We start from the raw sequence: 14,395 nt of genomic DNA, 5'->3' as shown, positions 1-14,395 counted from the left end.
CTATCCCTTTCCTATGACATCCCCCTGCGCCGCAGCGTGTCGACGAGGACCGCGAGCGCGATGACCACGCCGATCACGACCTGCTGCCAGAAGGCCGAGACGGAGAGCAGGTTCAGGCCGTTGCGCAGGACGGCCAGGATGAGCGCGCCGACGAACGTGCCGAGCGCCCGGCCCTTGCCGCCGGACAGGCTGGCGCCGCCGATGACCACGGCCGCGATGGCGTCGAGCTCGTAGCCGGCGGCGGCCTGCGGCTGGGCCGAGGCCAGGCGGCTGGCCAGGACGATCCCGGCGACCGCGGCGAACCCGCCGGACAGCGCGTACGTGATGAGCTTCTGCCGGGACACCTTGATGCCCGACAGCCGGGCGGCCTCCTCGTTGCCGCCGATGGCGTACATCGCGCGGCCCACATAGGTCCGGTTGAGGATCACGGCCGCGAGGGCGCCCATGACCAGCATCACGAGGACGGGGACCGGCAGGTAGCCGCCGATGGTGTCGCCCAGGTGGGAGACCGCGTCCGGCATCGGGATAGGGCTGCCCTGGGAGATGACGAGGGCCAGGCCGCGGGCGATGCCGAGCATGGCCAGCGTGGCGATGAACGGCGGCAGCTTGCCGTACGCGATGAGAGCGGCGTTGACCAGGCCGCACGCGACGCCGACCACCAGGGAGACCACGGTGGCCAGCGGCCAGGGAAGGCCGGGGACGGCGGCCGTCCACGCCAGGACGATCGCGGAGAGCGCGGCGACGGAGCCCACCGACAGGTCGATGCCGCCGGTGACGATGACGAACGTCCCGCCGAAGGCGAGGATCGCGGTGACGGCCGCCTGGACGCCCACGTTGAGCAGGTTCGTCACGCTGAGGAAGTCGGCCGACAGCAGTGACAGCGCCACGATCAGCACCACCAGCGCCGCGAGCGCGCCGTTCTCGGCCAGCCAGGATCGCCGGAGGAAGACGTTACTGGCCACGGGGACCCGCCACCTCGGCGACCGCCAGCGCCATCACGCCGTCCTGCGTGGCCTCGGCCGCGGACAGCTCGCCGACCAGCCGCCCGCGCGCCATCACCAGGATCCGGTCGCTCATCCCGAGCACCTCGGGCAGGTCGCTGGAGATCATGAGCACCGCGTGCCCCGACGCGGTGAGCTGGTTGATCAGCTGGTAGATCTCCACCTTCGCGCCCACGTCGATGCCGCGGGTCGGCTCGTCGAGGATCAGCACCCCCGCGTCGGCCTCCAGCCACTTGCCGATGACGACCTTCTGCTGGTTGCCGCCGGAGAGCGTGCGTACCTCCTGGGCCAGTCCGGTCATCCGGATGCCGAGCTGTTCCGCGACCTCCGCGGCGGCCCGGCGCTGGCCGCCGCGGTCGACGAATCCGGCGCGGGTGGCCTCGCGCATAGTGACCAGCCCCAGGTTCTCGCCGATGTCCGCGCCCAGGACCAGCCCTTGGCCCTTGCGGTCCTCGGGGACCAGCCCCAGGCCGGCCTCCATGGCCGCGACCACGTCCCCCGGCGCGGGCCGCCGGCCGCGCACGGTGACCTCGCCGGTGTCGTAGCGGTCGGCGCCGAACACCGCCCTGGCGACCTCGGTACGACCGGCGCCCACCAGCCCGGCCAGGCCGACCACCTCGCCCGCGCGCACCTCGAAGGAGACGTCCTCGAAGACGCCCTTGCGGCCGAGCCCGGTGACTTTGAGCAGCGGCTCGCCCGCCTGGCCGCGCTCGCGCGGGAACTGCTGGTCGATCGGACGGCCCACCATGAGGCGGACCAGGTCGTCCTGGGGCGTGTCGGCGGGCACCTCGCCGACCGATCGGCCGTCGCGCAGCACGGTCACGCGGTCGCCGATCTCGGCGATCTCCTCCAGGTGGTGGGTGATGAACACGATCGCCACCCCTTCCTCCCGGAGCCGGCGGACGATCGAGAACAGCTTCTCGACCTCGCCGGTGGTGAGCACCGCCGTCGGCTCGTCCATGATCAGGACGCGGGCGTCGAGGGCGAGCGCCTTGGCGATCTCCACCATCTGCATGCGCGCGATGCCCAACCGGGCGACCGGCGTACGCGGATCGACGTCCACGCCCACCCGCGCCAGCAGCTCCACGGCCCGCTCGTGCATCTTCTTGGTGTCGACGAAGCCGAACCTGCGCGGCGGCCGGCCCAGCGACAGGTTCTCGGCCACGCTGAGCTCAGGGACCAGGTTGAACTCCTGGTAGATGGTGGCGATGCCGAGCCGTTGCGCGTCGCCGGCCGTACGAATGTGCACGACTCGCCCGTCGAGCAGCACGCGGCCCTCGTCCGGGTGGTAGGCGCCGGAGAGCATCTTGATGAGCGTGCTCTTGCCCGCGCCGTTCTCGCCCAGCAGGACGTGCACTTCACCGGCGCGTACGGTCAGGTCGACGCCGTCGAGCGCCAGCACGCCCGGGAAGCGTTTACGCAGGCCCTCGGCCCTGAGAAGCTCCACTCCACGATGGTGTCCGCCACCGCGCCGACCATTCCGCGAACGCGCAGGTAAAAGGCAGGTTTTTACGAGGAAAGTACCCGTCTGGCACGGTGGCCGCTCATGTCAGCCTTGGTACGAGCCGGCGCGCGTTCGCCGAGTAGACCTGTTCGAGTACGTCCGGTGGGAGGTCGAGGCCGGAGATGGTCCAGCGGCCCATCAGCGGCGGGTCGTCCAGCGAGTGGGCGAACGCCTCGTCGTCCGTCTCCATGAACCGGAAGTGGATCCGGTAGCTCTCCCGGTCCGGCGGGATCTCGTCGGTGCCGAACAGCACCCGGTCCGGGTGGCGCAGCATCAGCGCCCGCGTCGTCCTGGGCTGGCGGCCCAGCTCGGCGACGCGGGCGGCGATGTCGATGTGGAAGTTCGGGTATGTGTCGAGCATTCGGCTCGCGAAGCCCAGGTTCTCCGGCCAGCAGCCCGCGTGGACGCCGATCACCGTCGTGGCGGGATGCTTGGCGATCATCGCCTCCATCGCCTCCATCAGCCGTTCGAACGGCGGGAACTCCGGCCCGGAGAAGTTCCAGTCCGGGCGGGCGGTCAGCAGTTCGAGCCGCTCGTTGCGCTCGTCGGCGGGCTCGAAGAAGGCCACCGGGTCGGCGGTGTGCAGCGCGATGGGGATGCCCGCCTCGCCGACGGCCGCCCACAGCGGGTCCAGCCTCGGGTCGTCGAGCATCACCAGCTCGCCGCGGTGGTCGCGGACCCGCAGGCCGACGTCCTTCCAGACCTTCAGCCCCGCCGCGCCCTCGGCCGCCGAGCGGCGGAGCTGCGCGGCCAGCCGCTCGCCGAAGCCCGGCTCGGCGGTCTGTCCCCAGTCGACGTGGCAGAAGGTGGCGAACCTGCCGGGGTGGGCCGCGTCGTAGCGCTCGATGTTCGCGGCCAGCTCGGTGCCCCAGCGGCCGTCGAGGTTGACCATGCCGCGCAGGTTGACCTCGTCCATCAGGCCGATCAGGGCCGGTACGTCCTTGACCGTCCAGTCCCCGTCCTCGCTCAGCCACCGGCCCAGGTGGACGTGGGCGTCCACCGCGGGCACACCGGCCCGGTCGACCTCGTGGACCGCGACCCGGAGGTGGGACACCGGCCGGTAGCGGGACAACGGCGGATCGGCTGGGCACATGGTTGCCACCTCTCAGGGGATCAGGAGGGCCTTGACCGGGGTGGTGTGGCCGTTCATCAGGGTCGTGAAGATGTCGGCGCCCTGGTCGAGGGGGTAGGTGTCGGTCCAGCTGAGGTCCCATCCGCCGACCAGGTCGATGGCGGCGGTGAAGTCGGCGTCGCCGTAGGCGAAGGAGCCGAGGACGCGTTTCTCGGTGCGTACGAGGTCGGTGGCGTCGAAGCCGGGGTCGGCGGCGGCCAGACCGAGCCATACCGTCACGCCGCCGGGGCGCAGGTGGGTGAGGGACTGCTCATGCGTGGCGGCGGCGCCGACGGCGTCGAAGATGACGTCGTACTCGCCGGTCAGCTCGGGGCCGGTGGTGGCGCCGAGCCGGGCGGCGATGGCCAGGCGTTCGGGCGAGCGGTCGGCGACGTGGACGGACGCGGCCTTGCCGGCGAGGGCGGTGTGCAGGCAGGTGAGCCCGATGGCGCCGGCGCCGATGACGCCGACGCGCGCTCCGGCGGGGTGGCCGGCCAGGCGCCAGGCGTGCACCGCGTTGGCGGCGGGCTCGACGAGGGCGGCGGCGGTGCGGCCGACGCCGTCAGGCAGGGGGATGACGGCGGGGGCGGGGACGGCGACGCGTTCGGCGAAGCCGCCGGGCCGGTGGATGCCGAGGATCTTCCGGTTCCGGCAGATGTTGGGCTGCCCCTGGGCGCACAGGTCGCACGTGCCGCAGGCCAGGATGGGGTTGACGATGACGGCCTGTCCGTCGTCGGTGTGACCGGTGAACTCGTGTCCCATGATGAGGGGCGGCACCCGGAAGCCCGGTGTCCTGACGCCGTGCAACTCGCTGCCGCAGATGCCGGACGCGGCCACGTGGACGAGCACCTCGTCGGCGCCGACCACGGGCTCGGGCACCTCGCGCAGCTCCACGACGCTCGGACCGGTGAACACCAGGGCCTTCACGCGCGCCCCTTTCTTTTCCGTATTTCGTCTATTCCGTATTACGGAATGCCATTCCGAATCAGCGCTAGCAGACCATTGCCGGGAAGGAAGTGTCAAGTGCCCGTTCGCGTGTCCACACTGCGGTCAGCGATCCACACCTGCGCGACCTGCCTGTTAGCGTTATCGCGGAGGTGGTGATCCGCATGGCTGGGGGATCGGACGGCAAACCGCGCACGAGGCCCGCCGTGCTCGGCGATGTGGCCGCGCTGGCCGGCGTCTCGGCGATGACGGTCTCGCGGGTGCTCAACGCGCCCGACCGGGTCCGCGCCGAGACCAGGGAGCGCGTGCTGGCCGCCGTGCGCGAGCTGGACTACTGGCCCAACTCGGCTGCTCGCCAGCTGGTCACGGGCCGCTCGGGCGTGCTCGGCGTGGTCAGCATCGACACCACCCTGTACGGCCCGGCCTCCACTCTCTACTGCATCGAGCAGGCGGCCCGGCTGAGCGGCTACACCGTGAGCATCGCCAGCCTGAGCCTGCTCAACCGCAAGTCGATCGAGGAGGGCGTGCACCGCCTCCGGTCCCAGTCCGTCGACGGCGTGGTCATCGTCGCGCCCCACGAGTCGGCGGTCGACGGCCTGCGCTACCTGCCGCCCGATCTGCCGGTGGTCGCCGTCGACGCGGGCAAGGAGGTCCCGGTGCCGGTGGTCATGGTCGACCAGCGGGCGGGCGCCGCGCGGGCGACGCGCCACCTGCTGAGCCTCGGACACGAGACGGTCTGGCACCTGAGCGGGCCGGTCGACTGGATCGACGCCAGCGGCCGGATCGAAGGCTGGCGAGGAGCGCTGGAAGCCGAGGGCCGGCCGGTGCCCGAGCTGTTACGCGGCGACTGGAGCTCCCGCTCGGGCTACCAGCACGGCAGGCGGCTGGCCGCCGACCCGTCGGTCACGGCCGTCTTCGCGGGCAACGACCAGATGGCGCTGGGCGTCCTCAGGGCGATGCGCGAGGCCGGGCGCCGGGTGCCGGAGGAGGTGAGTGTGGTCGGCTTCGACGACATCCCCGAAGCGGCCTACTTCTGGCCCCCGCTGACCACGGTCCGGCAGGACTTCGGCGAGGTCGGTCGCAACGCCTTCCACCTGCTGCTCGACCAGATGGCCGGCACGAAGCGGGAGACCCAGCGGCTGGTGGAGCCCGAGCTCGTGGTCAGGGAGAGCACGGGCGCCAGCCGTACGAGGTGATCAGCCGAGCCGTACGAGGTGATCAGCCGAGCCGTACGAGGTGATCAGCCGAGGCGGATCACGTTCCAGGAGACAGGAGGCAGCAGCACGCGCAGGGGATCGTGCTGGACGTCCGGGTTGGTCCGAGGGGCGACCGTGTCCGGCGCCTCGGCCGTGTTGCGGGCGTAGACGTCGGGGCCCGACAGCGTGGTGGCCTCGACGACGCGGACGTCGCCCAGTGATCGCGCGTCGATCTCCAGGGAGAGCGGCTGGTCGGTCGAGCGGTTGACGGCGAAGATCACGGTCTCGTCGCCGGAGTGCGTGGCGACGGCGTGCAGCAGCGGCACCTCCCCGTACTCCTTGGTGTCGTGACTCGGCGAGGTCGCCTCGACGCGGAGCACGTCGCCGGCGGCCAGGCGGGACGCCTGCGCGAAGGGGTGGAAAGTGGTCTGCTTCCACGCCGATCCGCCGGGCGAGGTCATGATCGGCGCGATCACGTTGACCAGCTGGGCCAGCGAGGCGGAGGTCACCCGGTCGCTGTTGCGCAGCAGGGTGATCAGCAGGCCGCCGAAGGCCACCGCGTCCGCCAGATGGTAGTGGTCCTCCAGCAGCGGCGGCGCGACCGGCCAGTCCCGCGGCGGCTCGGCGGCCTGGAAGCGGGACAGGTACCAGACGTTCCACTCGTCGAACGAGAGGTTGATCTTCTTGCGCGACTTCAGCCGGGCTCCGACGTGGTCGGCGGTGGACACGACCGACTGGATGAAGTACTCCATGTCGGTCGAGCAGGCCAGGAAGCTCGCCAGATCGCCGTCCTTCTCCTCGTAGTAGGCGTGGCAGGAGACATAGTCGACCACGTCATAGGTCTCCTCCAGCACCGTGGCCTCCCACGCGCCGAAGGTCGGCATCGACGAGGCCGAGCTGCCGCAGGCGACCAGCTCCAGCTCGCCGTCCATCGTGCGCATGGCGCGGGCGGTCTCGGCGGCCAGCCGGCCGTACTCGCGGGCGGTCTTGTGGCCGGTCTGCCACGTGCCGTCCATCTCGTTGCCCAGGCACCACATCCGGATGCCGTGCGGCTCCTTGGCGCCGTTGGCGATCCGCAGGTCCGACAGTGTGGTGCCGGACGGGTGGTTGCAGTATTCGAGCAGGTCAAGGGCCTCGGCGATGCCGCGCGTGCCGAGGTTGAGCGCCATCATCGGCTCCACCCCGGCCTTGCGGCACCAGCGGACGAACTCATCCACCCCGACCTCGTTGGTCTCGGTGCTGTGCCAGGCCAGGTCCAGCCGCCGGGGCCGCTCGGCGACCGGCCCGATGCCGTCCTCCCAGCGGTAGCCGGAGACGAAGTTGCCGCCCGGATAGCGGACCGTGGACACGCCCAGCTCGCGGGTCAGGTCGAGCACGTCCCGGCGGAAGCCGTCCTCGTCGGCCGTCGGGTGGCCCGGCTCGTAGATGCCGGTGTAGACGCACCGGCCCAGGTGCTCGACGAACGTGCCGAAGGTGCGGCGGCGTACGGGGGCCACGCGGAAGGCGGGGTCGATCGTGAGATGTGCTTCGTGCACTGTGCAGACTCCTCGAAAGTGATGTCTAGATTGTTAGCGCTCTCATAGACCTGGTCAAGGCTCTTGACAGCTCACGTGTTACCGCAAACACTCGGGTAACCCGAAAAGAGGCCGCTCATGGAAGGTCCCTCGTCCGTCTCCCGCCGCCACCTCCTCGGTGGCGGCCTCGCTCTTCTCGGTGCCGGCGCGGCCGGCTGTGCGATCCCCGTCGGCCTGGGCTCGGCCCAGCGGCGGGTCCGCTACTGGCACTTCCTCGGCGCGAGCGACGGCATCATCATGAACCGGATGGTCGGCGCGTTCGCCAAGGCCAATCCCGACGTCTTCGTCGAGGAGAACGTGCTCGCCTGGGGCGAGCCGTACTACACGAAGGTCGCGATGGCCGGAGCGGGCGGGCGCTCGCCCGACCTGGCCACGTTCCACCTGGCCCGCCTGTCCGGGATCGGCGCCGGCCGGATACTCGACCCGATCAACGTCGACCTGCTCGCCAAGAACGGCCTGCGGGCCGCCGACTTCAGCCCGCCCATCTGGGAACGCGCCCACGTCAACGGCGAGCTGTACGCCGTGCCGTTCGACGCCCACCCCATGGTCCAGTACTACAACACCGACCTCTCCCGCCGCGCCGGCCTGCTCGGCGACGACGGCAAGCTGAAGCCGACCACCGGGACCGACGAGCTGCTGGCCATGCTGCGCAAGGCCAAGGACGCGCTCGGCGGCAAGCCGCCGCTGGTATTCGACGCCCTCGGCCTCGGCACGGTGGGCCCGTGGCGGGTGTGGGAGTCCCTGTACGCGCAGAGCGGCGGCACCCTGGTGTCCGACGACGGCACCCGGATCACCCTCGACGACACCAAGGCGCTGACCGCGCTACGGTTCATGCGCCAGCTCGGTCAGGAGGGGCTCTGCAACCCCAAGACCGACTACGGCGCGTCCGTGGCCGCCTTCACCAACGGCCTGGCGGCCTTCCTGTGGAACGGCGACTGGGAGACGACCGGGCTGAAGGAACGCAAGACGCCGTTCAGCATGGCCCGCTTCCCCAGTGTCTTCGGCAGCGGCGCGGCCCAGGCCGACTGCCACTCGTTCGTGCTGCCGCACCAGCGCAACCGGGACCCGGAGACCGAGGCGGCGACCTACCGGTTCATCGCCTACCTGGTCAAGCACAGTGCCGACTGGGCGGTGGCCGGGCATGTGCCCGCCTACCTGCCCGCGCTTGAGGAGCCCGCCTACCTGGCGCTGCAGCCACAGTCGGAGTACCGCTCAGTGATCACCGAGGTCGCCCTGGACCCGAAGGTGTGGTTCGCCGGGTCGGCGTCGCGGTTGTGGATCGAGTTCGGCGGCGCGTTCTCGCCGGTCATCAGCGGGGCGCGGACGCCCGAGCAGGGCCTGGAGACGGCCAAGCAGGCGCTGCGCCGGCTCATGTCAGCCCCGAACCCCTTCCCCGCCAAGGAGGGATGATGGCCACCACTGCCGCCGCCCCCGTCACCACCACTCCCGTCGCCCACGCCCCGGTACGGCGCCGCTGGACCCAGCACGGACTGCTGTTCGTCGCGCCCTTCCTGGTGATCTATGCCGCCTTCCTGGTGTGGCCGACCGTGCTCGGCCTCCGGATGAGCCTGTCGAGTGTCAACATCGCGGGCGGCAACAACGAATTCGTCGGGTTCGCCAACTACGCCGAAGCGTTCGGCGACCCCAGAATGTGGCACTCGCTGTGGAACACCGTGGTGTTCACCGTGCTGAGCACGATCCCGCTGGTGCTGCTCGGCCTGGGATTCGCCCTGCTGGTGCACAACCTGCGCTTCCTGCAGTGGCTGTGGCGGCTGTCGTTCTTCGGGCCGTTCCTGCTGCCGTCGGCCGTGGTCGCGGTGCTCTGGCTGCAGATGATCTATCCGCCCGAGTACGGCCTGCTCAACGGCACTCTGGGCACCGATGTCCTCTGGCTGGGCGACCCGAGCGTGGCGATGTGGTCGATGGTGCTGACCACCGTCTGGTGGACGGTCGGCTTCAACTTCCTGCTCTACCTCGCCGCCCTGCAGTCGATCCCCCAGCACCTGTACGACGCCGCCGCGATCGACGGCGCGACGGCCTGGACCAAGCTGCGCTCGATCACACTGCCGCTGCTCGGCCGGACGACCGGGCTCATCGTGATCCTGCAGCTCCTCGCGTCGCTGAAGGTCTTCGACCAGATCTACCTGATGACGAACGGCGGCCCCGAGGAGGCCACCCGGCCGATCATCGAGTACGCCTACGAGGTCGGCTTCTCCGGCTACCGCATCGGCTACGCGTCGGCCATCACCTACATCCTCTTCGTCCTGATCGTCATCGTGTCGCTGGGCCAGCTCCGGCTGCTCCGCAAGCGCGAGGAGGCCCTGTCATGACCAAGCGGTTCAGCCCCTCCCAGATCATCCTGCTGGTGATCGCGGCGGCGCTCGCCATCGTCTGGCTCGCGCCCCTCGCCTGGGCCGTCGCCACCTCGCTGAAGCCCGAGAGCGAGACCACCAAGCTGCCGCTCCAGTGGTTCGGCAGCGAGCTCACCCTGGACGCCTACCGGCTGGTGCTGGCGACCGGCGGCATCGTCAAGTGGGCGATCAATTCGACGGTCACCGCGGTCGTCGTCACCTTCATGACCGTGCTGTTCTCGGCGATGGCCGCGTACGGGTTCGCGCGCACGCAGTTCCGCGGCCAGCGGGTGCTCCTGGCGGTCATCCTGGCCGGGATCATGGTGCCGCCGCAGGTGCTCATGGCGCCGCTGTTCGCCGAGATGGTCTCGCTCGGGCTGGTCGACACCTGGTGGTCGATCATCCTGCCGCAGGTCGCGGCGCCGCTGATCGTGTACATCCTCTACAAGTTCTTCCAGGATGTGCCGCTTGAGCTGGAGCAGGCGGCCTTCGTGGACGGGGCCGGGCGCTGGCGGGTGTTCTTCACCATCGTCCTGCCGCTGTCGCGCCCGGTGCTCGCGGCCGTGTCGATCTTCACGTTCATCACGACGTGGAACAACTTCCTCTGGCCGTTCCTGGTCTCGACGGACCCCAACACAATGACCCTCCCGGTCGGGCTGGCCAACGTGGTGCAGGGCACGTTCGGGCTTCGGTACGCGCAGATCATGGCCAGTGTGGTGCTCGCCGGGCTGCCGCTGCTGGTGGTCTTCGTCCTCTTCCAGCGCCAGATCATCCGAGGAGTCGCCCACACCGGCCTGGCCGGTCAGTGACTTGCTTTCCCTCCGGGGCAGCTTCTTCCGCTGCCCCGGAGGGGGTATTGGTCAGAGCAGCTTGTCGAGCGTGATGGGCAGGTCGCGGACGCGCTTGCCGGTGGCGTGGTGCACGGCGCTGGCGATGGCCCCGGCGACGCCCGTGATGCTCACCTCGCCGATCCCGATCAGGCCCAGGGGCATGGTCGGGTCCGGCTCGTCCAGGTAGAGGATGTCGATCGGTGGGACGTCGGCGTGCACCGGGATGTGGTAGTCGCCCAGCCCCGGGTTCATGACGCGCCCGTTGCGCGGGTCGACGAGCGTCTCCTCCGACAGCGCCATGCCGATCCCCATCACGATGCCGCCCCGGAGCTGGCTGGCCGCCGTCTTGGAGTTGATCACCCGGCCCACGTCGAACACGCCGAGCCAGCGTGACAGCCGTACCTCGCCGGTGTCCGGATCGACGCGTACCTCGCAGAACTGGGCGCCGGACGCGGCCTTGACCCAGCGCCGCTGGTCGTTGACGAACTTGGCCATGAACCTGATCTGCCCGGCCAGAGCGCCGAGGCCCGATTCGGAGCCGATCGCCGCCTCGACGGACGGCCGGCCCGCCCTGGACAGGATGGCCTCGTAGCTCTCGCCGGCGTCCGGCCGGTCGCGCCGGTAGAGCCCGCCGTCCCTGGCCTCGACCGCGGCGAGCCGCTGCCCGCGCAACGGCGAGTCGCCGGAGCGCCGGGCCAGAGCCAGCACCGACCCCCTCAGCTTCTCGCAGGCCGACAGCAGGCTGGCCGCGATGCTCGCGGTCTGCGCGGAACCGCCCGCCATCGGCCCGGTCGGCAGGTCGGAGTCGCCGTACTCCACCCGGACCGCCTCGAACGGCACGCCCAGCTCATCGGCGGCGATCTGCGCCTGCGCGGTCGCGCCGCCCATGCCCATCTCCTGGAAGCCGCAGCGCACCACGACCGTGCCGTCGGCCGAGAGCCGCACGGTGACGTTGGCCGTGAACTGCACCGACGAGTGGTAGGCCGTGGCCACCCCCATACCGACGAGCCACCTGCCGTCGCGCATCGAGCCGGGCTCCGGCGTGCGCTCGGCCCAGCCGAACCGCTCGGCGCCCAGCGCGTACGCCTCGCGCAGCTTCCGGTGCGCGAAGCGCTTGCCGTCGAGCGGGTTGCGCTCCGGCTCGTTGCGCATCCGCAGCTCGATCGGGTCGACGCCGAGCTCGCCGGCCAGCTCGTCGATCGCCGCCTCCAGCGCGAACGTGCCGATGGACACGCCGGGCGCGCGCATGAACGTGTTGGGGAGCAGGTCCATCTCGACGAGCTTCTGCTGAACGAGGATGTTCTCGGCGTCGTAGAGATGATGGGCCGCCTCGGTCACCGGCTCGGAGTTGCCGCCCACCTTTCCGGTCCTGGTGACGCTGGTCTGGATCAGCGCGGTCAGTCTGCCGTCCTGGCCGGCGCCGAGCGCGACGCGCTGGGTCGAGGGCGTGCGCCCGCCGACCGTGCGGTAGACGCCCTCCCTGGTCAGCATCATCCGTACCGCTCTGCCGGTCGCCCGGGCGGCCAGCGCGGTCAGGATCGTGCCCGGCCAGATCGAGCCCTTGCCGCCGAAGCCGCCGCCGACGTACGGGGAGGTCATGCGTACGTTCCGCTCGGGGATGCCGAATCTGACCGCGAGGTGTTTGCGCATCCAGGAGATGGCCTGACTGCCCTCGTGCACGGTCAGCCGGTCGCCGTCCCAGACGGCGGTGGTCGCGTGCGGCTCGATCGCGTTGTGGTTGTGGGGCGGGGTGGTGAAGCGCAGGTCCACCGACACCGGCGCCACCGCCAGAGCCGCCTCCGCGTCACCCTTCTTGGCGCTGCCCGGCCCCAGAATGCTGCTCGGCTGCGGCTTGGCGTTCGCCTCCTCCGCGGCGAAGTCCACCACGGCCGGGAACTCCTGGTAGGTCACCTCGACCAGGCTCGCGCCGTGCCGCGCCGCCTCCAGGCTCTCCGCGACGACGACCGCCACCGGCTGGCCGTCCCAGTGCACCTCGTCGGTGTTGAGGTAGTTGACCGAGGTCGCGGAGACCATCGTGCTCAGGTCGAGCATGCTCCGCGCGGGCGCCGGCTTCAGCACGGGCGCGTTCAGATGGGTGAGCACCGACAGGACGCCCGCCACCGCCTCGGCCGCCTTGACGTCGATGCCGGTGATCCGGCCGCGGGCGACCGTCGCGTGCACCAGGGCGGCGTAGGCGAGGTCCGGGTACGGGAACTCGGCCGCGAACCGGGCCTTGCCCGTCGTCTTCTCCGGGCCGTCGACCCGGTCGATGCCCCTGCCGACCGCCCGCTCGCGCGGCGGGCTCTGCTTCTCGGTGGTGGTGGTCATGCCAGGCTCCCGTCGCTGAGCCGCCGCAGCGTCGCCACGATCGTCCGTTGGGCCAGCTCGATCTTGAAGGTGTTGTCCGGCCGGCCGACCGCCGGCTCCAGCTCCGCCTGGGCCGCCCGGCGGAACGACTCCTCCGTGGCCGGGGCGCCGAGCAGGGCCGCCTCGGCCTGGTGGGCCCGCCACGGCTTGGCCGCCACGCCGCCGAGCGCCAGCCGTACCTCCGACACGACCCCGTCCGTGACCTCCAGCGCCGCGGCGACCGACACCAGGGCGAACGCGTACGAGGCCCGATCGCGCACCTTGCGATAGCAGGAGGGCGCCGTCAGCGCCGGCACCTCGACCGCGGTGATCAGCTCGTCGGGCTCCAGCGCCGTCTCCAGGTGCGGTGTGCCGCCGGGCAGCCGGTGGAAGTCGGCCATCGGCACGCGACGCAGGCCGCGTACGCTCTCCACCTCCACGGTGGCGTCGAGCGCGGCGAGCGCGACGCACATGTCGGAGGGGTGCGTGGCGATGCAGTCGTCGCTCGTGCCGAGGATCGCGTGGTTGCGGTTGAAGCCGCCGATCGCGTCGCAGCCGCTGCCGGGCACGCGCTTGTTGCAGGCCGACGCGCCGTCGTAGAAGTAGGGGCAGCGGGTGCGCTGCAGCAGGTTGCCGCCCACCGTGGCCATGTTGCGCAGCTGCGCCGACGCGCCCGCGAGCAGCGCCTGCGACAGCAGCGGAAAGCGGGTCCTGATCAGCCGGTGGGCGGCCAGGTGGCTGTTGCGCACCAGCGCCCCGACGCGCACGCCGCCGCCGGGCAGCTCCTCGATCTCGGTCAGCGGCAGCCGGGTGATGTCGACCACCGTGTCGGGCCGCTCGATGTCCTCGCGCATCAGGTCGACGAGGTTCGTCCCGCCGCCGAGGAACTTCGCGTTGGGCTCCGTCGCGATCGCGCGGACGGCCGTCGCCACGTCGGGCGCGCTGACGTACGCGAACGGCTTCATCGCGCGACCTCCTTGATGGCGTCGACGATCCCGTTGTACGCGCCGCAGCGGCACAAATTGCCGCTCATGCGCTCCCTGATCTCGGCCTCCGACAGCCCGGTGGCGCCGGGCTCGGTGACCGCGCTGGGCATCCCCGCCCCGTGCTCGGCCAGCATGCCGATCGCCGAGCAGATCTGGCCGGAGGTGCAGTAACCGCACTGGAAGCCGTCGTGCTCGATGAACGCCCGCTGGATCGGGTGCGTGATCCCCTCGATGGTGGTGATGTCGCGGTCCTCGTACTGCACCGCGAGGGCCAGGCAGGAGTTGATCCGCTCGCCGTCGACCAGCACCGTGCAGGCGCCGCAGGCGCCCTGGTCGCAGCCCTTCTTCGTGCCGGTCAGGCCGAGGTGCTCGCGTAGCGCGTCGAGCAGGCTGACCCATGGTTCGAGTTCGAGCGAACGGGTTACGCCGTTCACCCGCATCCGCAGCGTGACCACATTGCCCTCCGAATGATGCGCGTCAGTTGAGGGCGACGTTAACAGGACGGTGTAATCTTAACAAGAGGACGACGTTTCCTTATCTTGCTCGTATGC

The 14,395-nt window shown here is 70.8% G+C and carries 12 protein-coding genes; 4 read left to right on the top strand and 8 right to left on the bottom strand.

The window, feature by feature from the left end:
• Positions 1-11 precede the first annotated feature (11 nt).
• The 4 genes from AB0L53_RS27415 to AB0L53_RS27400 all read right to left on the bottom strand — a co-directional run bounded on the left by AB0L53_RS27415 (position 12) and on the right by AB0L53_RS27400 (position 4,543).
• A complete protein-coding gene (locus AB0L53_RS27415; RefSeq protein WP_363999365.1) occupies positions 12-962 on the bottom strand; it encodes an ABC transporter permease in 951 nt (316 codons plus the stop codon).
• Entirely contained in the window at positions 952-2,448 is a 1,497-nt protein-coding gene (locus tag AB0L53_RS27410) for a sugar ABC transporter ATP-binding protein (RefSeq protein ID WP_363999362.1), read from the bottom strand. Before AB0L53_RS27410 ends, AB0L53_RS27415 begins: the two co-directional genes overlap by 11 nt.
• 97 nt (positions 2,449-2,545) lie before the next feature.
• A complete protein-coding gene (locus AB0L53_RS27405; RefSeq protein WP_363999359.1) occupies positions 2,546-3,598 on the bottom strand; it encodes an amidohydrolase family protein in 1,053 nt (350 codons plus the stop codon).
• A 12-nt stretch (positions 3,599-3,610) separates the two neighbouring features.
• On the bottom strand, positions 3,611-4,543 hold the full coding sequence (locus tag AB0L53_RS27400) for an alcohol dehydrogenase catalytic domain-containing protein (RefSeq protein ID WP_363999357.1): 933 nt from the start codon (positions 4,541-4,543) through the stop codon (positions 3,611-3,613).
• Positions 4,544-4,725: 182 nt separating this feature from the next.
• Between AB0L53_RS27400 and AB0L53_RS27395 the strand changes: the two genes are divergently transcribed.
• Complete coding sequence (locus AB0L53_RS27395; RefSeq protein WP_357657101.1) at positions 4,726-5,757, top strand: LacI family DNA-binding transcriptional regulator; 1,032 nt, start codon at positions 4,726-4,728, stop codon at positions 5,755-5,757.
• Positions 5,758-5,801: 44 nt separating this feature from the next.
• Here the strand turns inward: AB0L53_RS27395 and AB0L53_RS27390 are convergent, their stop codons facing one another.
• Complete coding sequence (locus tag AB0L53_RS27390) at positions 5,802-7,292, bottom strand: alpha-N-arabinofuranosidase (protein WP_363999353.1); 1,491 nt, start codon at positions 7,290-7,292, stop codon at positions 5,802-5,804.
• Positions 7,293-7,409: 117 nt separating this feature from the next.
• On the opposite strand from AB0L53_RS27390, the gene AB0L53_RS27385 reads away from it, so the two are divergent.
• Genes AB0L53_RS27385 through AB0L53_RS27375 form a run of 3 tightly spaced genes read left to right on the top strand, consistent with a single transcriptional unit; the run spans position 7,410 to position 10,491 of the window.
• On the top strand, positions 7,410-8,741 hold the full coding sequence (locus tag AB0L53_RS27385) for an extracellular solute-binding protein (protein ID WP_357939042.1): 1,332 nt from the start codon (positions 7,410-7,412) through the stop codon (positions 8,739-8,741).
• Entirely contained in the window at positions 8,738-9,661 is a 924-nt protein-coding gene (locus AB0L53_RS27380; RefSeq protein WP_363999349.1) for a sugar ABC transporter permease, read from the top strand. Before AB0L53_RS27385 ends, AB0L53_RS27380 begins: the two co-directional genes overlap by 4 nt.
• Positions 9,658-10,491 carry a carbohydrate ABC transporter permease gene (locus AB0L53_RS27375; RefSeq protein WP_363999346.1) on the top strand — a complete coding sequence of 278 codons (834 nt, stop codon included), beginning with the start codon at positions 9,658-9,660 and terminating at the stop codon, positions 10,489-10,491. The genes AB0L53_RS27380 and AB0L53_RS27375 overlap by 4 nt, the downstream gene beginning before the upstream one ends.
• Positions 10,492-10,542: 51 nt before the next feature.
• On the opposite strand, the gene AB0L53_RS27370 is transcribed toward AB0L53_RS27375, so the two are convergent.
• The 3 genes from AB0L53_RS27370 to AB0L53_RS27360 are packed head-to-tail and all read right to left on the bottom strand — an operon-like array spanning position 10,543 to position 14,284.
• Entirely contained in the window at positions 10,543-12,840 is a 2,298-nt protein-coding gene (locus tag AB0L53_RS27370) for a xanthine dehydrogenase family protein molybdopterin-binding subunit (RefSeq protein WP_363999343.1), read from the bottom strand.
• Positions 12,837-13,823 carry a xanthine dehydrogenase family protein subunit M gene (locus AB0L53_RS27365; protein WP_363999340.1) on the bottom strand — a complete coding sequence of 329 codons (987 nt, stop codon included), beginning with the start codon at positions 13,821-13,823 and terminating at the stop codon, positions 12,837-12,839. Before AB0L53_RS27365 ends, AB0L53_RS27370 begins: the two co-directional genes overlap by 4 nt.
• Complete coding sequence (locus AB0L53_RS27360; protein ID WP_358176897.1) at positions 13,820-14,284, bottom strand: 2Fe-2S iron-sulfur cluster-binding protein; 465 nt, start codon at positions 14,282-14,284, stop codon at positions 13,820-13,822. The genes AB0L53_RS27365 and AB0L53_RS27360 overlap by 4 nt, the downstream gene beginning before the upstream one ends.
• Positions 14,285-14,395: the final 111 nt, after the last annotated feature.

This window comes from Nonomuraea sp. NPDC052129 (genome assembly GCF_040680095.1).
Taxonomy (GTDB): Bacteria; Actinomycetota; Actinomycetes; order Streptosporangiales; family Streptosporangiaceae; genus Nonomuraea.
This window is presented reverse-complemented; position numbering and strand designations above follow the sequence as displayed.